The organism is Paraburkholderia phymatum (assembly GCF_040965635.1).
GTDB classification, from domain to species: domain Bacteria; phylum Pseudomonadota; class Gammaproteobacteria; order Burkholderiales; family Burkholderiaceae; genus Paraburkholderia; species Paraburkholderia phymatum_B.
This window is the reverse complement of the sequence record NZ_JBFRCH010000037.1, coordinates 24645-42047: the sequence shown is the minus strand read 5'-3', so window position 1 is coordinate 42047 and position 17403 is coordinate 24645. Positions and strand designations below refer to the sequence as shown.

General features: G+C 65.2%; 16 protein-coding genes. 8 read left to right on the top strand and 8 right to left on the bottom strand.

Features of this window, described 5'->3' with window-relative positions:
* Positions 1–8: 8 nt before the first annotated feature.
* On the top strand, positions 9–1568 hold the full coding sequence (locus AB4Y32_RS34230; protein WP_368725544.1) for an efflux transporter outer membrane subunit: 1560 nt from the start codon (positions 9–11) through the stop codon (positions 1566–1568).
* 196 nt (positions 1569–1764) lie between these two features.
* Positions 1765–3093 carry an Nramp family divalent metal transporter gene (locus tag AB4Y32_RS34225; RefSeq protein ID WP_368725543.1) on the top strand — a complete coding sequence of 443 codons (1329 nt, stop codon included), beginning with the start codon at positions 1765–1767 and terminating at the stop codon, positions 3091–3093.
* 634 nt (positions 3094–3727) lie between these two features.
* Here the strand turns inward: AB4Y32_RS34225 and flhC are convergent.
* The 6 genes from flhC to AB4Y32_RS34195 all read right to left on the bottom strand — a co-directional run bounded on the left by flhC (position 3728) and on the right by AB4Y32_RS34195 (position 9096).
* Positions 3728–4351 carry a flagellar transcriptional regulator FlhC gene (gene flhC, locus AB4Y32_RS34220; protein ID WP_368725542.1) on the bottom strand — a complete coding sequence of 208 codons (624 nt, stop codon included), beginning with the start codon at positions 4349–4351 and terminating at the stop codon, positions 3728–3730.
* A gap of 16 nt (positions 4352–4367) precedes the next feature.
* Complete coding sequence (flhD, locus tag AB4Y32_RS34215; RefSeq protein WP_342942775.1) at positions 4368–4688, bottom strand: flagellar transcriptional regulator FlhD; 321 nt, start codon at positions 4686–4688, stop codon at positions 4368–4370.
* Positions 4689–5255: 567 nt separating this feature from the next.
* On the bottom strand, positions 5256–6470 hold the full coding sequence (locus tag AB4Y32_RS34210) for a YeeE/YedE family protein (RefSeq protein ID WP_368725541.1): 1215 nt from the start codon (positions 6468–6470) through the stop codon (positions 5256–5258).
* A 255-nt stretch (positions 6471–6725) separates the two neighbouring features.
* Complete coding sequence (locus AB4Y32_RS34205) at positions 6726–7568, bottom strand: 2OG-Fe(II) oxygenase (RefSeq protein WP_368725540.1); 843 nt, start codon at positions 7566–7568, stop codon at positions 6726–6728.
* 85 nt (positions 7569–7653) lie between these two features.
* Entirely contained in the window at positions 7654–8220 is a 567-nt protein-coding gene (locus tag AB4Y32_RS34200; protein WP_368725539.1) for a GNAT family N-acetyltransferase, read from the bottom strand.
* A gap of 9 nt (positions 8221–8229) precedes the next feature.
* Complete coding sequence (locus tag AB4Y32_RS34195; protein ID WP_439899879.1) at positions 8230–9096, bottom strand: MmyB family transcriptional regulator; 867 nt, start codon at positions 9094–9096, stop codon at positions 8230–8232.
* A 180-nt stretch (positions 9097–9276) separates the two neighbouring features.
* On the opposite strand from AB4Y32_RS34195, the gene AB4Y32_RS34190 reads away from it, so the two are divergent.
* From AB4Y32_RS34190 to AB4Y32_RS34175, 4 genes are all read left to right on the top strand, one after another.
* Entirely contained in the window at positions 9277–9531 is a 255-nt protein-coding gene (locus AB4Y32_RS34190; RefSeq protein WP_368725537.1) for a hypothetical protein, read from the top strand.
* Positions 9532–9721: 190 nt separating this feature from the next.
* Positions 9722–10090, top strand: a complete 369-nt coding sequence (locus AB4Y32_RS34185; protein ID WP_368725536.1) for a nuclear transport factor 2 family protein — start codon at positions 9722–9724, stop codon at positions 10088–10090.
* Between the two features lie 101 nt (positions 10091–10191).
* Complete coding sequence (locus tag AB4Y32_RS34180) at positions 10192–10425, top strand: hypothetical protein (protein ID WP_368725535.1); 234 nt, start codon at positions 10192–10194, stop codon at positions 10423–10425.
* Positions 10426–10490: 65 nt separating this feature from the next.
* The gene (locus AB4Y32_RS34175; RefSeq protein ID WP_368725534.1) at positions 10491–12053 is read left to right on the top strand and encodes a tetratricopeptide repeat protein; all 1563 of its coding nucleotides are present in this window, start codon (positions 10491–10493) and stop codon (positions 12051–12053) included.
* Between the two features lie 90 nt (positions 12054–12143).
* Here AB4Y32_RS34175 and AB4Y32_RS34170 read toward each other — a convergent pair whose 3' ends face one another.
* Together AB4Y32_RS34170 and AB4Y32_RS34165 are read right to left on the bottom strand one after the other, a co-directional pair.
* Positions 12144–12551, bottom strand: a complete 408-nt coding sequence (locus AB4Y32_RS34170) for an Hsp20/alpha crystallin family protein (RefSeq protein WP_368725533.1) — start codon at positions 12549–12551, stop codon at positions 12144–12146.
* A gap of 13 nt (positions 12552–12564) precedes the next feature.
* Positions 12565–13005 carry an Hsp20/alpha crystallin family protein gene (locus AB4Y32_RS34165; RefSeq protein ID WP_368725532.1) on the bottom strand — a complete coding sequence of 147 codons (441 nt, stop codon included), beginning with the start codon at positions 13003–13005 and terminating at the stop codon, positions 12565–12567.
* 905 nt (positions 13006–13910) lie between these two features.
* Here AB4Y32_RS34165 and deoC point away from each other — a divergent pair.
* The gene (gene deoC / locus AB4Y32_RS34160) at positions 13911–14918 is read left to right on the top strand and encodes a deoxyribose-phosphate aldolase (protein ID WP_368725531.1); all 1008 of its coding nucleotides are present in this window, start codon (positions 13911–13913) and stop codon (positions 14916–14918) included.
* 13 nt (positions 14919–14931) lie between these two features.
* Positions 14932–17352: an aldehyde dehydrogenase family protein gene (locus AB4Y32_RS34155; RefSeq protein WP_368725530.1), complete on the top strand. Its 2421-nt coding sequence runs from the start codon at positions 14932–14934 to the stop codon at positions 17350–17352.
* Positions 17353–17403 lie beyond the last annotated feature (51 nt).

Here is a 17403-nt window from a genome sequence, read left to right as displayed (position 1 = left end):
AAACGATAATGACAAGGTTTGAACAGATGCGCGGCGCGGGCCGCGCGGCGGCGAGCGCGTTGCTGATGCTGCTGTTGGCGGCGTGCTCGGTCGAGCCGACGTATCACCGGCCCGACGCGCCGACTCCCGCTGCGTTCAAGGAAGCGCCTGTATCGGCGGCGACGACGGATGGCGCATCGGCCCCCGCTGCGGCATTGCCCGCCAGCGAAGCCGGCACGTGGAAGCCCGCGGAGCCGAATGAAGCAGCGCAGCGCGGCGAATGGTGGGCGATCTTCGGCGATACGACGCTGAACGATCTGGAGAAGCAGGCGGCCGATGCGAACCAGGACCTGAAGGCGGCCGCCGCGCGCGTGCAGCAATCGCGTGCGCTGACAAGGGAAGCTCGCTCCGCGTGGTTCCCGTCCGTCGATGCCGGGTTCGGGCCGACGCGCGAGCGCCTGTCGCCCGCTTCGCAGAATCTGCCGAACGACGCGAATGTGCCGACACAAACGCTGTGGCGCGCGCAGACGACGGTGTCGTATGAGGTCGATCTGTTCGGTCGCGTGAGTTCAAATGTGAACGCAGCGCGCGCCGACGAGCAGCAGAGCGAGGCGCTGTTTCTGTCGGTGCAGCTCGCGTTGCAGGCGGATGTCGCGCAGAACTACTTCCAGCTGCGCGAGTTCGATACGCAGTTGGGCTTGTATCGTCAGACGGTGACGCTGCGCGAGGACGCGCTGAAGCTCGTCGAGCGCCGCTTCAAGGAAGGCGACATCAACGAGCTGGACGTCTCGCGCGCGCGCAACGAACTGGCGACGGCGCGCGCCGATGCCGTCGGCGTCGCGCGTCAGCGCGCGGCGTCCGAGCACAGCCTCGCGATCCTGCTCGGCAAGCCGCCCGCCGACTTCTCGTTCCCCGAGACGCCGCTTGCGCCCGTGAAGGCGCGCGTGCCGGCCGGCTTGCCGTCCGCGCTGCTGGAGCGCCGCCCCGACATCGCGGCGGCCGAGCGCGCGATGGCTGCCGCGAACGCGCGTGTCGGTCTCGCGAAATCGGCGTTCTTCCCGAAGCTCGATATCACGGGTGCGTTCGGCTTCGAGTCGGCGACACTCGGCGATCTGTTCCAGTGGTCGAGCCGCGCGTTCCTGCTCGGGCCGTTTGCGGGCACGGCGCTGACCGTGCCGCTCTTCGACGGCGGCCGACGCAAGGCGAATCTCGCGAACGCGCGCGCGAAGTATGACGAGGACGTCGCGTCGTATCGTCAGCAGGTGCTCGTTGCGTTCCGCGAGGTCGAGGACAATCTGTCGGATCTGCGTCTGCTCGGCGATCAGACGCGCGAGCAGACGGATGCCGTCAACGCATCGCAGCGCGCCGCGCATCTTTCGCAGACGCAGTATCAGGAAGGGCAGGTCAGCTATCTCGACGTGATCGACGCGCAGCGGCAGGTGCTGCAATCGCAGTTGCAGTTGAGCCATCTGTCGGGCACGCAGGCGGTCGCGACGGTGAACCTCGTTCGCGCGCTCGGCGGCGGGTGGGGCGACGTCAAGACGGACGTCGGCAGCGCCGATGCAAAGGAGCAGGTCGCGAAGCAGTAAGCGGTGCCGATGTGTCGTTCGAAGAAGCGGACCGTTCGCGGTCCGTTTTTTTTCGTTTGCTCGCGGATGTGCGGCGCTTCGACCCTGATGGGACGCCGTCGCACGTTTCTTTGTACACTTGGAGCCGTTTCGCGGCACGGCCAGTCAGCAGCCACGCTCTTCATGCCGCAGGTCATTCATCGCGAGGTTATCGGCTTTGCAGTTCAAGCTTCCTACTACGGCAACCGCACCGTTCTGCCCGTCCGAGGTGCAAGGCTCCGTCGCCGTCTCGTCCTCCGCGCCGTTCTGGAAAAAGCTATTGCAGTTCGCGGGCCCTGGCCTGCTGGTGTCGATCGGCTACATGGACCCGGGCAACTGGGCCACCGATATCGAAGCCGGTTCGCGCTACGGCTATAGCCTGCTGTTCGTGGTCGTGCTGTCGAGCCTCTCCGCAATGGTGCTGCAATGCCTGAGCATGCGTCTCGGCATCGTGACGGGCCGCAATCTCGCGGAGCTGTCGCGCACGCGTTACTCGCCTGGCGTCGCGCGCATTCAATGGCTGCTTGCCGAGCTGTCGATCGTCGCTTGCGATCTCGCCGAAGTGCTTGGCGGCGCGCTCGCGTTTCATCTGCTGTTCAAATGTTCGCTGACGATCGGGGTGATCCTCACCGCGTTCGATACGCTGATCGTGCTCGGTCTCAAGGGCAAGAACTTTCGCGATCTCGAAGCGATCATGCTCGCGCTGATCGCAACCATCGGCGTCGGATACGTCATTCAGCTCGCGCTCGTGAAGCCGCACTGGCCGTCCGTGATAGCAGGGCTCGCGCCGTCGTGGCGGGCGCTCGGCGGGCGCGAGCCGCTTTATCTCGCGATCGGCATTCTCGGCGCGACGGTGATGCCGCATAACCTGTATCTGCATTCCTCAGTCGTGCAGACGCGCGCCGTCAAGCGCGATCGCGAAGGGCTCGCCGGAGCGATTTCGCTGTCGCGCCTCGACACGATCGTCGCGCTCTTTCTTGCGCTGCTGATCAATGCGGCGATCCTGATCCTCGCGGGCGCCGCGTTTCATTCGACGGGGCACACGGCCGTTACCGAAATCGAAGATGCCTACCGGCTGCTCGCGCCGATCGTCGGCACGGGTTTCGCGGCTGTGCTGTTCGCGATCACGCTGCTCGCGTCGGGGCAAAGCTCGACGTTCACGGGCACGGTCGCGGGGCAGGTGATCATGGAGGGCTTTCTGCAACTGAAGATTCCATGCTACCAGCGGCGCTTCATCACCCGCGCGCTCGCGCTGATTCCCGCGCTCGTCGGCGTGCAGATGCTCGGCAACGGCGCCGTCGGTCAGTTGCTCGTTGCGAGCCAGGTCGTATTGAGCCTGCAATTGCCGTTCGCGTTGTATCCGCTGATCCGCATGACCGACGACCGCGCGCTGATGGGCGAATTCGTGAACCGGCTGCCGACGCGCATCGTCGCTTGGGCGCTCTTCGTGGTGATCAGCGCGGCGAACCTGTGGCTCGTGGTGCAGACGTTCGGCCTCGCTGGATGAGAACGCAAGAGCTGGGAACGCAAGAGCCCGGAACGCGAGAGCCCGGAACGCGAGAACCCGGAACGCGAGAACCCGGAACGCGAGAACCCGGAACGCGAGAGCCGGGAACGCAAGAGCCCGGAACGCAAGAGCCCGGAACGCAAGAGCCGGGAACGCAAGAGCCCGGAACGCAAGAGCCCGGAACGCAAGAGCCCGGAACGCAAGAGCCCGGAACGCAAGAGCCCGGAACGCAAGAGCCCGGAACGCAAGAGCCCGGAACGCAAGAGCCCGGAACGCTAAAGCCGGGAACGCAAAAGCCGGGAACGCAAAAGCCGGGAACGCAAAAGCCTGGAACGCAAAAGCCGGGAACGCAAAAGCCGGGAACGCAAAAGCCTGGAACGCAAAAGCCTGGAACGCAAAAGCCGGGAACGCAAGAGCCGGGAACGCAAGAGCCCGGAACGCAAGAGCCCGGAACGCAAGAGCCCGGAACGCAAGAGCCCGGAACGCAAGAGCCCGGAACGCTAAAGCCGGGAACGCAAAAGCCGGGAACGCAAAAGCCTGGAACTCGAAAGTTGCCGGCGTAAAAAAAGCGGGTCTCGAGAGACCCGCTTCAAACGTGATGCGTAGCTTCGGATGGACGGTGCGATGCGCGTCGCTAGGCCGCCAAAGCGGCTTCCTCGACGACCTGTTCTTCGGGCGGAGCGATCTCCACGATCTGCGGCACGGGCGCGGCTTCGCGCAGCGCCTCGCGCTTCGCGGCTGCGGCCTTCTTCGTCTTGCCCGCGCGCGACGGCGGCTGGCACGCGCCGCACACAACGTTGTGCTGCAGATCGTGCCTGTGCGCGACGAACTTGCCGGTGCAACGGCAGCAGCGCGTGAGTTGCAGGATGTCGGCGTCGAAGAAACGCACGAGCGTCCATGCGCGCGTCAGATCGAGGACGGGCTCCGTCTGGCTATGACGGCAATGTTCCAGATACAGGCGATAACCCTTGGTCAGCGCGTCCAGATGCGTGCAGCGCGCTTCGTTCTTCAGGAACAGATATGTGTTGTAAAAGAGCGAAGCGTGAATGTTCGCGAGCCACGTCATGTACCAGTCGGCCGAGAACGGCAGCATGCCCTTCGGCGGCGATACGCCCTTCACCTCGCGATACAGGCGGATCATCCGGTCGCGCGACAGCGTCAGCTCGCTTTCGAGCACCTGCATGCGTGCGCCCAGCTCGATGAGCGCGATCGCGCGGAATACTTCCTGCGCGTCTTCGGTGAGGCTCTTTTTCAGCATGGCAGTCCTCTGCGGTTTAAGCGAACTGCTCTGCGGGCTGCCCCGCCAGCAGGATCGCGGCATGCGTAGATGCCACTTCTGCGTTGCGGGACGTGTGCGTCAACGCCGACAGCATCGCGTGGTCGTTGAAGCGGAAGAAGCACAAAAGCTGATCGGAACTGGCCAGCTTGACGATCTGCGCGAGCGACAGCCCGGCAAGAATATCGGCCAGCTCCGACGACAAGCCCAGACGGAACATCCCGACTGCCTTGTCCTCGCGCAACATACGTTGTGCGAGCATGATGTAAGACAAATTGATCTCGCGGATAGAATCCAGCGTCTCGCTGCTACGGTCCATTTTCTCTGTTTCCGAAGCCCCGAATTACTTATGCCGGCTTTTTATGCCGTTTTGGTCTTTTGCCCCGCCGGACACTGATGATCTCCGGCGTCAAGTTGAGTGCAGATACGGCTGCCAATCTTTGATACAAGACGTTACATTTCGTAACAGCTTGGGCGGAATTGTATGAACAGGTTTTACAAAAATCAATCCCCGTCTCAAAAAAAAGATACGACAAAACAACGGTAATTCCGGTAACTCTTTCATGTCGCCGTCATAATCGCCTGATAGTGCGAAAACGTTTGCCGCAGACCGCTCGCAAACCCTTATGAAACAAGGCTTGAAGCAATTTCTTCCGATTGGTTCGCGCGCTGCGCGTTATCCGCGCTTATGCGAAATCGATATGAATTTTGAAAGGAATAGGAAAGAGGCCGCAAAATTCGTCAGGTAAAAAATACGCTGCCGGATGGCGGTTCAGGGATAACCCGAGATGTAACAAAAAAGACGAGAGACCAGTTACAAATCCGGGGAGTTTGTAACTGGTTTGGCCGAATCCTGTTACAGGACTCGGCGAGAGTTTGCGACAGGTCAGCAGCCGGTCGGGCGGACGCGTTCGACTTCGAGTCCGTAGAGGGGACGCAGGCGCGTGCCGATCACGTTGCCCGCGAATGCGGCGGCGAGCCACAGCCAGCCATGCAAGCTGCCTGACACGATGCCGCTGAAGTAAGCGCCGATATTACAACCGTAGGCCAGCCGGGCCCCGTAGCCGAGCAACAAGCCGCCGACGACGGCCGCGACGAGCGAGCGCGCGGGCAGCCGCCAGACGGGCGCGTAGCGGCCCGCCAGAGCGGCCGCAGCCATCGCGCCGAGGATGATCCCCGCATCCATCACGCTCGTCACATCGCGGGTGACGGGCGCCGCGAGCGCCGCCGCGTTCGCATGGGCGTTCCAGTAAGGCCAGTTGGCGACGTCGATGCCCGCGACTGAAAACAGCTTCGCGCCCCACAGCGCGAATGCCGATGTCACGCCCCACGGACGGCCCGACAGCGCGAGAGTCGCGAAGTTGAGCAGCGCGAGCGCGATCGCACCCGCGAACAACGGCCACGGCCCTTGCAGCCACGGCGATGCGCTCGCGGCGCGCGGCGGCTCGCCGACGAGCCGCCCGTGGCGGCGCCGCTCGATCGCGACAGTCAGCGCGGCGATCGTCGCGAAGATCGCCAGGTTGATCGCGATGGCCCAGCCCGCGCCGAGCGTCGTCACGAGCGAAGTCGGCTTGAGCGACGGCAGCGCGGTCCAGAACGGCATATGCGCGGTCGCGACGACGGAGCCGACGATGAACGCGGCGAGCGTCACGAGCATGCGCGTGCTGCCGCCGCCGACGGTGTACAGCGTGCCCGACGCGCAGCCGCCGCCGAGCTGCATGCCGATGCCGAACATGAACGCGCCGACCACGACGGATGTGCCCGCAGGCGACACCAGGCCCGCGACGGGATGGCCGAACAGCGACCCAGCTGACAGCGCCGGGAAGAACAGCAGCACGCCGATCGTGAGCATCAGCATCTGCGCGCGCAGGCCTGCGCCGCGGCCGTCGGCGATGAACACGCGCCACGCCGACGTGAAGCCGAACGCCGCGTGATACAGCGACATGCCGAGCAGCGCGCCGACCACATAGAGGGCCGCCTGGCGCCCGTTGACGGTATGCGCGAGATAGACCGCGCCGAGCGCGATCAGAACGAGGGAGAAGGCGAGCGGCTTCGGATTGATGTCGAAGCGGCGCGGAAGCGGTGTAGCGAGATCGGACATGACGAACGTTGGACGAGCGTGTGAATCGTGCAGTGCGGTGCAGTGCGCGGGCGCCGTGCTGACGGCATGCGCCGCGACTCGTGATGATGAAAATGCGGCCTCGTCTGCATGCTTGCAACCGAAGTGCAACCGAAGAGAAGTGCAGCCGAAAGCCAGTCTAAAACCATAGCACGTTACGCCAGATGATGCTGAGCGCGCCTCGTCCCCCGACGACGGCGCTGATAGAGGGCTTGCAGTGGACGCACGCCGGCGCACTCACGTTGCGTCGTGAAAGATGATGCCGAGCGTTTGCCGATGGCCGGCGTGCAGCCGGCTCACGCCATGCCGCATGTTCACGCGATACGCGCCGCGCGTGCCCTGCACGGGCCGTTGATGCACGGCGAACAGCACGGCATCGCCCTTGCGCAACGGCACGACTTCGACACGCGACTGCATCCGCGGACGCTGCTCCGTCAGCACGAACTCGCCGCCCGTGAAGTCCTTGCCGGGCTCGGACAGCAGGATCGCGAGCTGGATCGGGAAGACGTGCTCGCCGTACAGGTCCTGATGCAGGCAGTTGAAGTCGCCCGCCGCGTACTGGAGGATCAGCGGCGTCGGGCGCAGCTGGCCCGCTTCGCGGCAGCGGCGCAGGAAGGCGGCATGCGTCGGCGGATAGCGCACGTCGATGCCTAGCGTCCTGTTCCATCCGTTCGCGATGAGCGCAAGACGCGGATAAATCGCCGTGCGCAACGCGCCGACGACATCGGGCAACGGATAGCCGTAGTACTTGTATTCGCCGCGTCCGAAGCCGTGCCGCGCCATCACGACGCGGCTGCGGTACAGGTCGTCGCGCGCATAGAGCGCGCCAAGCGCGTCGCATTCGTCGGCGCGCAACAAGCCTTGCAGCATCGCGCAGCCATGCGCGTCGAGTTCGCCTGCGGCGCGCGTCCAGTCGATTGCGTCGACGCGTGGCCCGATCGTCTGAGCCGTCGCGATCGCGGGCGCGGGGCTGGGCGCGTCGTTGCGCGCGTCCTTCTGCTCGGGCTTACGCGCATCGTTGCGCGGCGGCGTATCGAGGTCGAACAGCGCGGCTTGTGTGTCGAATGAGGCTTGCTGCATGAGTGGCTCCGTGACGGCTTTTGCCATATCCATGCCACCCAGTCTACGTAGAGGGGCGTCCGCGAACACTCCGGGTCTTGCTCTGTTATTCGCCCGCGTTATTCGCTGTCTGCGGCGCCCGTACGTCGATGAATCGCACCATCAGATCGGCGTCGTGGTACGTGCCGTCGACGCACAGCGCGTCCGGTTCGCATCCGTACACGCGAAAGCCGAGCGATGCATACAGCGTGCGGGCAGAAGCGTTCGCGCTCGTGACGAGCAGCGTGATTTGCCGCAGCCCGTCGATCTGCGCGGCGCGCGCGAGCAGCTCCATCAACAGCGCGCGTCCGACGCCGCGTCCCGCCGCTTCGTCCGCGACATACATGCCGATCACGAAGCCCTTGTGCCGTTCCTTCTGCCGCGTCTCGCGCATCAGTCCGACGGTGCCGACGAGCGCGCCATCCGTCGACGAAAACGCGCCCAGCAGGAAGTTGCCGAGCGCCGCATGCGTGCCGGCGAGCATCGCGTCGTGCTGCGACGGCCCGCGTTCGACGGCTTCGTCGTAGCTTTGGCCGAACGCGGCGGGATGCGCTTTCAGCCCGCGCAGACGCAGCGCGAAAAACGCGTCGCTGTCTGCGGGGCCGAGCTGGCGAATCGAGATGTCCGAAGCCATGCGCGGCCCTCAGGCGCCGGCGGCGGACGACGCGCGCGCATCCGCGAACTTGCGCAGCGCTTCGCCCGTTTGCGGATCGGCGGGGAAGAACGCCTCGATTGCCAGTTCCGACAGCGTCACGTCGACAGGCGTGCCGAACACGGTCGTCGTACTGAAGAACGACAGCACGCCGAGCTCCGTGCGCAGGCGCAGCGGCACGGCGATCTGCGCGAGCGTGCAAGCGTGGTTTTCGTCGGCGGGCTCGGCGTCAGGCGGCGTCGGGTAGGCGGCGAGCTCGTCGTAGAGCGCGGCGAGCGTCGAGTCGGCGCTCACGTCGATCTGCCGCTGCAGGCGCGACAGCAGATGCGCGCGCCACGCATGCCAGTTGGCGATCTGCGAGGCGATGCCGTCCGGATGCATCGAGAGGCGCAGCGCGTTGACGGGCGCTTCGAGCAGTGCTGGCTTCGCGCTCGTCAGCAACGGCGCAAGCGCGTTGTTCGCGGCGATGATGGTCCAGTGACGGTCGACGGCCAAGGCCGGGAACGGCTCGTGACCCTTGAGCACGAGATCGACGGCTTCGCGGGCCGCGCCCAGTTGCGGATCGCTCAGCTGACGCTCGCGATAGAGCGGCGCGTAACCGGCCGCGACGAGCAGCGCATTGCGCGAGCGCAGCGGCACGTCGAGCCGCTCGGCGAGATGCATGACCATCTCGCGGCTCGGCAGCGCGCGGCCCGATTCGACGAAGCTCAGATGGCGCGTCGAAATGTCGGCCTCGGAGGCGAGCAGCAACTGGCTCATCCGCCGACGCTGACGCCATTCGCGAAGCATGTCGCCGACGGTGCGGCTCATCGGGAGAGCGCCGGACGGCGCGCGGAGGGGGGCGGTGATCGTGTCCATGCCGACGATGATAGCCAAAGTGCGCCGCGATTCCATTACCCAGGAGGTAATGTGCCGCCACGCATGACCGGCCGTCTCGTCCGGCCTATGGACGAAGGTGGATGTAGGCCGCGCCCCCGATCGCTGACGCGCGCAAAGGCAGTCATACTGGAGACCCTTGCTACCGTTGCGGAGGCGAACATGTGGGACAAGATCGAGCACAACGGACGTGAAGTCTGGGTCCTCCCCGTCACGGCCTATGGGCCGCCCGTGCCGGACACCTTGTGGCATTACATCGGCTACGTTTGCCGGCATGGTGCGGATGCGCATCTCGAAGGGCAGAGCCAGCGCTTTCAGGAACTCGTCGCGACGTTCCGCAGCGAAGAAGAGGCCCGCGAAGCCGGGTATGACGAAGGCAGGCGGCTCGCTGACGGACTTCCCGGTGCGAGGGGCTAGCGCACCGTACGGAACGCTTCACATCTTTCCCATCGCGCCAGCGCCTCTGAACGACGCTGGTGCCGACCGATCATTACCTCACGCGTAATCGACTCGCGTACGTTCATCGACGAATCTTCAGTCCGAGGCCGCCGCCGACATGATGCAAGCGGCGCACGTCTCGACCCTCCACCGACTGAAGGAGTTTCTGATGAACGCGCATACCGCACTGATCGACCGTTACTTCGACACCTGGAACGAAACCGACGCCGGCCGTCGCCGCGAACAGATCGCGGCGACGTGGGCGAAGGACGCCGCTTACGCCGATCCCCTGCTGACGGGCGACGGACACGACGGCATCGACGCGATGGTCCGCGCCGTCCATGAGCGCTTTCCCCATCACACGTTTCGCCGCACGACGCAGGTCGACGGCTTCGCGAACCGTCTGCGTTTCTCGTGGGAACTGCTGACGCCGTCGGGTGCTTCGATCGTGAAGGGCTCTGACTTCGGCGTCGTCGATGCGGCCGGGCGGCTGCAGGCCGTCACGGGCTTCATCGACGAAGCGCCCGGCGCTGCCTGACGCGCTATCTGAGGCGTTACCTGAGGCGTTGCCTGAGCGCGCGGCCTGAGCGCACTACCTGAGGCGTGACCGCCCGTCCCGCATAAACAAGGAGAAAAGTCATGCATGAGCCTGCCGTCACGCCGAGCCCCGCCGCGTATGAACGCATGCAGGACGCAATCGATACGGCATCGGGCATTATCGCCGGATTCGCGCTGTTCGCGGGCACCCGCGCGTTCACGTTCATCGCGCTCGTCGCGTGGCGCGAGCCCGTGCTCGGCGGCGCGGGGCTCATGCTGCTCGCGCTCGTCGGCTGGATCAGGTGGTGCTGGCGCGGCAACGCGCGGACGGCTTAGGGCGTCGCGTACAATCGACCCCTCCGTCCCCTCGCGCAGCGACGGCTGCGCGCAAGCGCTGCATCATGAATCACGATATCGCCCAACGGCTCGCAGACGCGCAGCAGAAGTTCACGGCCGGCCAGTTCGACGGAGCCGCTGCGCTGCTGCACGACATTCTGTCGATCGATCCGGACCACAACGAGGCGCTCGAAGCGCTCGGTTACGTCGCCGCGAAACAGGGTGATTACGCGCGCGCCGCGGACTACGCGATGCGCGCCGCGCAACCTGCATCGACGAATGCGCAGCAACTGCATTTCGCCGCGCATCTCTGTCAGATGGCCGGGCGTCACGCGGATGCCGTCGCGCTGTTCGAGCGCGTTCTCGCTGCTTATCCCGATCACGCCGAAGCGCTGCACGGCGCGGCGATGTCGCTCGTGCAAACGGGCGATCACGAGCGCGCGCTGCAATGTCTCGCGCGGCTCACGCAACGCTATCCGCGATCCGCCGAAGCGCATTACAACCGCGGCACGCTGCTCGGCCAGATGGAGCGCCATGAAGAAGAACTCGCGGCGTATCGGCAGGCGATTGCGCTGAAACCGAATTTCGTCCGCGCCCATGTGAACCTGGGCGTCGCGCTGCGCGATCTGCATCGCTTCGACGAAGCGTTGCAGCAGTTCAAGAAGGCCGTGTCGATCGACGCCAACGATGCCGGCGCGCGCACCAATCGCGCGCAGACCAATCTGCTGCTCGGCGAATTCGAGCATGGCTGGCGCGAGTACGAATGGCGCTGGCTCGACGGCACGATGAGCCACGGCCTGCCCGACGCGACGCTGTGGACGGGCAAGCAGCCGCTCGAACACAAGACCGTGCTCGTGCATTGCGAGCAGGGCTACGGCGATACGTTGCAGTTCATCCGCTTCGTCGACCGCTTGAGCGCGAAAGGCGCGCGGGTCATCGTGCGCGTTCAGGACGCGTTGCTGCCGCTGTTGCACGGCTATCCGGGCGCAGCGGACGTGATCGGCGAAACGGCGGCGCTGCCCGCGTTCGACTATCACATTCCGATGCTGAGTCTCGCGTTCGCGCTGAAGATTCGCGAGGCCCATTTCGTCGGCGAGAGTCCGTACGTTCACGCGGATCAGCAGTGGGTCGAGCAGTGGGACGACGTGTTCAGGCAAGGTGGCACGAGACTGCGCGTCGGTATCGTGTGGTCGGGCAGCCGCACGCATCTGAACGACCGCAACCGCTCGATTCCGCTCGCGCAACTATCGCCGCTGTTCGATGCGGATGCGCAGTTCGTCTCGCTGGTGAAGGACGTGCGCGACGTGGATCGCGCGGGCATCGACGCACTCGTGCAGCGCGGCGTGCTACGCGACGTGTCCGATCGCCTAGCGACGTTCGCGGACACGGCCGCGCTCGTCACGCAACTCGATCTCGTGATCTCCGTCGATACGGCCGTCGCGCATCTTGCCGGCGCGCTCGGCAAGCCCGTGTGGCTCGCGTTGCCGTTCACGCCCGATTGGCGCTGGCAACTGAATCGCGACGACAGTCCGTGGTACCCGCACATGCGCCTCTTCCGTCAGTCGAAGCGCAACGACTGGAGCGACGTCGTGCGAGATCTGCAAGCGGCGTTGGAAGCGCGGATTTAGATTGAAGCGCCATCGCGCGTTGCGGGCATAAAAAACGGAGCACTTCGCGAGTGCTCCGTTTTCATTCATCGATTCATTCAGGCGAACGCGTTAGACCAGCTTCACGTCGATGCGCCGGGGCTGCGCCTGCTCGCGTCGCGGAATGACGAGCTTCAGCACGCCGTCCTTCAGATTCGCTTCGATCTTCGACGTGTCGAAGTCGTCGCTGATCGTGAAGCGCCGCGCGAAAAACGGTGCGCGCACTTCTGCATGCGAAAGCCGCACGTTCATGGGCGCGGGCACCGCCGATTCGCCTTCGATCGTCAGACTGCCGTCATGCACGCGCACGTCGAGCTTGTCCTTCGACACGCCGGGCAGATCGGCCCATAGCGTCACGGCCTTGCTGTCCTCGACGATATCGACGGGCGGCGTGAGCGTCACGCGGCGTTCCTGCTCGCGTGCGCCGTTGCGGGTCACCGCGCTTTCGTCGCGCTGGGTCACTTGAGTGTTGTCGCTCATGATTTCACCTCGCTTATTGAACCGTGATCGCGCGCGGTTTCGACGCTTCGCGCTTGCCGACGGTGATCAGCAGACAGCCATCGACATAGCGCGCCTGCACGTTGTCGGGGTCCGCCTGCTGAGGCAACTCGACGACGCGGCGAAACGTGCCGTTGAAGCGCTCCTGCGCATACGCGCGGGCGCCTTCGTCCGACGCGGCGCGCGCCGACGGCCGCTCGCCTGCGATCGTCAGCAGGCCCTTGTCGATCGACAGTTCGAGCTTGGACGGATCGATGCCGGGTGCGAACGCAACGATTTCGATGGCATCGTCGGTCACGCCGATATTGAGGCTTGGAAACGCACCCAGACGGCTTGAACGGATGCTGGACGGAAACGCGCCGAAGCGGCTCGATATGTGCCGCTGCAAGCGGTCGAGTTCGGCGAACAGATCGGTTCCGAAGTAATAGTCACTCATGGTCGCTCTCTCCTCTGAGCGGCAAGACAATCCGGGCTGAGTGTGCCTGTCGTGCCGCAACGAAAGTGGATACATGCAGTGCCCGTCACGTCGACGCGGCGTCTGCCTGGTGATCGATAAATAGGAAGCCTCTGCAAATTTTCAAGCGCAATTTCTGCAAAAAATCAGGCCCTTGAAAAGCGCATCGGATGGCCTCATCTGGCGGCGCCTCGGCTGATATGAATCTCGTTTTCGAAGCCGATTGCTCTGCGCTTAGCGACTCTTCAAAGATCGTTCATTTCGATGTCTCATCGCTGCCGGCAATGCGGGACGCGCTGTGCGCACTTGCCTATTGGTCGAGAGTGATCTGGATGCCAACGGACAATTCCCGTCTCGCCGCATGTCGCCGCGATGTGCGGCGCGGACGCAAGCCCCGTTCGCTGCGCCGCGCTGAACGGCGAAGTGGGCCGCGAGGCCGCGAGGTCGCGTGCCCGATCCATGAGCGGCGTTCCAGCACGCGCCGCGAGTTCGAAGTGGGCACGGACGAACACAACGACGCGCGCTGCCATCACAGACCGCCCGCGACCAAAAGCGTCATAGCCTGACCGCGGCCGGGCCGATTAGCGAGGCGGTTGCTTGGGCTGTTATCCGCACTGGTATCGCGTCTGTTACGCGACCCGCGCGCGGCACGCATTTCTCACAATCCAGGCAGCACGCTTGCCCTGGTGAAAACACCAACTTCTTGCGCCGACGACAACCGAAGCGCCGCCGGTCGGCGCTTTCGCCGCTTCGCGCGACATTTCCCCTATCCGTCGCACGTGGAAACAATCATAACGACGCTTGTTAGAATCCTATCAACCGATGTACGATGCCTGCGAATAAACCATCAGCCGTTGCTGTGCATTGCACAAACCTGCGGACGTCTCATGCCTGAACTTTCCATGCCGTCGTCGGTGGTCGCGTTGCGGCGCGCAGCCCACGTTCATCCCGTGCGCAATCCCGGCGTGCCTTTCGATCTTGCGTGGCTCGACGGGCTGCGCATGAACCAGTCGGCCGTCGAGCGCCGCACGGCGACGCTCGGCACGCGCCGCACCGTGAAGAAAGATGCGCAGGCCGCGTGGCTGCTGAAGGCCATCACCTGCATCGACCTGACGACGCTCAACGGCGACGACACGGAAGGCCGCGTGCGCCGTCTGTGCGCGAAAGCGAAGCAGCCGGTGCGCGACGACATTCTCGCGGCGCTCGGCGTGCCGCCGCGCAGCATCACGACGGGCGCCGTGTGCGTGTATCACCGCTATGTCGCCGCCGCCGTCGATGCGCTCGCAGGCAGCGGCATCCCTGTGGCGGCCGTGTCGACGGGCTTTCCCGCAGGTCTCGTTCCGCATCCTTTGAAGCTGAAGGAGATCGAGGCATCGGTGGCCGACGGCGCGCACGAAATAGACATCGTCGTCACGCGCGAGCATGTGCTGACGGGCAACTGGCAGGCGCTGTACGACGAAGTGCGCGACTTTCGCGCCGCGTGCGGCGAAGCGCATCTCAAGGCGATTCTCGCGACGGGCGATATCCAGACGCTGTCGAACGTTGCGCGTGCATCGATGGTCTGCATGATGGCGGGCGCCGATTTCATCAAGACGTCGACGGGCAAGGAAGGCGTGAACGCGACGCTCGACGTGTCGCTCGTGATGGCGCGCATGATCCGCGAATACCACGCGCGCACGGGCATCCTGATCGGCTTGAAGCCCGCGGGCGGCGTGTCGAATGCGAAGACGGCGCTGTCGTATCAGATCCTGATGAAAGAAGAACTGGGCCGTCCGTGGCTCGAACCCGAACTGTTCCGCATCGGCGCATCGAGCCTTCTCGCCGATGTCGAACGCCAGTTGGAGCATCACGCGACTGGCCGTTACTCCGCCTTCAACCGTCACCCTGTAGCCTGAGCAGACCGATCCCATGAGCGTAGCCGAGTATTTTTCTTCGATGGAGTACGGTCCCGCACTCGAGGACGATCAGCCCGCGCGCGCGTGGCTCGCGCAGCACGACGCGACGTTCGGTCATTTCATCGACGGCGGATGGCGCGCGCCCGCTGCGAGCGAGCGCTTCGCGACGCATGAGCCCGCGACGGGCGAACTGCTCGCGCATGTCGCGCAAGGCGACGCCACCGACATCGACGCCGCCGTCGCCGCCGCGCGCGCGGCGCAGCCCACGTGGTTCGCGCTCGGCGGCGCGGGGCGCGCGCGGCATCTGTATGCGCTGTCGCGGATGGTGCAGCGTCACAGCCGTCTCTTCGCCGTGCTCGAAGCGCTCGACAACGGCAAGCCGATTCGCGAGACACGCGACATCGACATCCCGCTCGTCGCGAGACACTTTCTGCATCACGCCGGCTGGGCGCAACTGCAGGACAGCGAGTTCGCGAGCTTCGCGCCGCTCGGCGTGATCGGCCAGATCGTGCCGTGGAATTTCCCGCTGCTGATGCTCGCGTGGAAGATCGCACCCGCGATCGCGACGGGCAACTGCGTCGTGCTGAAGCCCGCCGAATACACGCCGCTCACCGCGCTGCTGTTCGCCGAGCTTGCGCATCGCGCGGGGCTGCCGAAGGGCGTGCTGAACGTCGTCACGGGCGACGGGCGCACGGGCGCGGCGCTCGTCGATCATCCCGGCGTCGACAAGATCGCGTTCACGGGCTCGACGGAAGTGGGCCGGCTGATCCGCACGGCCACGGCGGGCTCGGGCAAGTCGCTGACGCTCGAACTGGGCGGCAAGTCGCCGTTCATCGTGTTCGACGATGCGGACCTCGATGGTGCCGTCGAAGGCGTCGTCGACGCGATCTGGTTCAACCAGGGGCAGGTGTGCTGCGCGGGCTCGCGTCTGCTGGTGCAGGAAGGCGTCGAGGCGCGCTTCATCGACAAGCTCAAGCGCCGCATGGCGACGCTGCGGGTCGGGCCGTCGCTCGACAAGTGCATCGATGTCGGCGCGATCGTCGACAAGGTGCAGTTCGAGCGCATCGAGGCGCTGGTCGAAGCGGGCCGCCGCGAAGGTTGCACGATCTACCAGTCGCCGGAGGCGGACCACGGCGGCGTGCCCGCGGGCGGCTGCTTCTATCCGCCGACGCTCGTCACGGGCGTCGCGCCCGCGTCGACGCTCGCGCAAGAAGAAATCTTCGGCCCCGTGCTCGTGACGATGACGTTCCGCACGCCCGACGAAGCCGTCGCGCTCGCGAACAACACGCGCTACGGGCTCGCCGCTAGCATCTGGAGCGAGACGATCGGCCGCGCGCTCGACGTCGCGCCGCGTCTCGCATGCGGCGTCGTGTGGGTCAACGCGACGAACCTGTTCGATGCGGCGGTGGGCTTCGGCGGCTATCGCGAGTCGGGTTATGGGCGCGAAGGCGGCCGCGAAGGCATCTACGAATATGTGAAGCCGAAGGCGTGGCTCGCGCTCGAAGAACGGCAGCCGTTGCAGCGCGTGCGCGATGCGTCGTCGCAATCGGACGAAGGGCCGCATCGCGAGTCGAATCAGGCCGACGCATTTTCGATCGACCGCACGGCGAAGCTCTTCATCGGCGGCAAGCAGGCACGGCCCGACAGCGGCTATTCGCTGTCTGTCTACGGACCCGATGGTGCCGTCGTCGGCGAAGTCGGCGACGGCAATCGCAAGGACATTCGCAACGCCGTCGCGGCCGCGCGCGGCGCGCAGAAGTGGTCGCAGGCGAGCGCGCACAACCGCGCGCAGGTGCTGTACTACCTCGCCGAAAATCTTGCGGTGCGCGCGCATGAATTCGCGCATCAGCTCACCGTTCGCACGGGCGCCGGCGAAACGGCCGCGCGCCGCGAAGTGGACGCCTCGGTGACGCGCCTCTTCACGTACGCCGCGTGGGCCGACAAGTTCGACGGCGCGGTGCATGCGCCGCCGTTGCGCGGCGTCGCGCTCGCGATGAACGAGGCGCTCGGCGTGATCGGTATCGCGTGCCCGGACGAGGCGCCGCTGCTGTCGTTCATCTCGCTGGCGGCGCCCGCGCTCGCGATGGGCAATCGCGTCGTCGTCTTGCCGAGTTCGTCGAGTCCGCTTACAGTGACCGACTTCTATCAGGTCGTCGAGACATCGGACGTGCCCGCGGGCGTGCTCAACATCGTGACGGGCGAACGCGGCCCGCTGCTGTCGGCGCTTGCGAAACACGACGACGTCGATGCGCTGTGGTGCTTTGGCTCAGCGAAGGATTCGGCGCTGGCCGAACGCGAGTCGGTCGGCAACCTGAAGCGCACGTTCGTCGATCATGGCCGCGCGTTCGACTGGTTCGACGCATCGAGCGAAGGCCCGGCGTTCCTGCGGCAGGCAACACAAGTGAAGAACATCTGGATACCGTACGGCGACTGATCGCCTGACAATCGTTTCCTGATCGCGAGGGTCTGTTTACATATGAAACGT

Coding starts and splice junctions, on each gene's coding strand:
- AB4Y32_RS34180 (WP_368725535.1), top strand. CDS start 10,192: ATGCATGAGCCTGCCGTCACGCCGAGCCCCGCCGCGTATGAACGCATG.
- AB4Y32_RS34155 (WP_368725530.1), top strand. CDS start 14,932: ATGAGCGTAGCCGAGTATTTTTCTTCGATGGAGTACGGTCCCGCACTC.
- AB4Y32_RS34205 (WP_368725540.1), bottom strand. CDS start 7,568: ATGCAGCAAGCCTCATTCGACACACAAGCCGCGCTGTTCGACCTCGAT.
- AB4Y32_RS34200 (WP_368725539.1), bottom strand. CDS start 8,220: ATGGCTTCGGACATCTCGATTCGCCAGCTCGGCCCCGCAGACAGCGAC.
- AB4Y32_RS34230 (WP_368725544.1), top strand. CDS start 9: ATGACAAGGTTTGAACAGATGCGCGGCGCGGGCCGCGCGGCGGCGAGC.
- AB4Y32_RS34185 (WP_368725536.1), top strand. CDS start 9,722: ATGAACGCGCATACCGCACTGATCGACCGTTACTTCGACACCTGGAAC.
- flhC (WP_368725542.1), bottom strand. CDS start 4,351: ATGCTGAAAAAGAGCCTCACCGAAGACGCGCAGGAAGTATTCCGCGCG.
- AB4Y32_RS34165 (WP_368725532.1), bottom strand. CDS start 13,005: ATGAGTGACTATTACTTCGGAACCGATCTGTTCGCCGAACTCGACCGC.
- AB4Y32_RS34175 (WP_368725534.1), top strand. CDS start 10,491: ATGAATCACGATATCGCCCAACGGCTCGCAGACGCGCAGCAGAAGTTC.
- flhD (WP_342942775.1), bottom strand. CDS start 4,688: ATGGACCGTAGCAGCGAGACGCTGGATTCTATCCGCGAGATCAATTTG.
- AB4Y32_RS34170 (WP_368725533.1), bottom strand. CDS start 12,551: ATGAGCGACAACACTCAAGTGACCCAGCGCGACGAAAGCGCGGTGACC.
- deoC (WP_368725531.1), top strand. CDS start 13,911: ATGCCTGAACTTTCCATGCCGTCGTCGGTGGTCGCGTTGCGGCGCGCA.
- AB4Y32_RS34195 (WP_439899879.1), bottom strand. CDS start 9,096: ATGGACACGATCACCGCCCCCCTCCGCGCGCCGTCCGGCGCTCTCCCG.
- AB4Y32_RS34190 (WP_368725537.1), top strand. CDS start 9,277: ATGTGGGACAAGATCGAGCACAACGGACGTGAAGTCTGGGTCCTCCCC.
- AB4Y32_RS34210 (WP_368725541.1), bottom strand. CDS start 6,470: ATGTCCGATCTCGCTACACCGCTTCCGCGCCGCTTCGACATCAATCCG.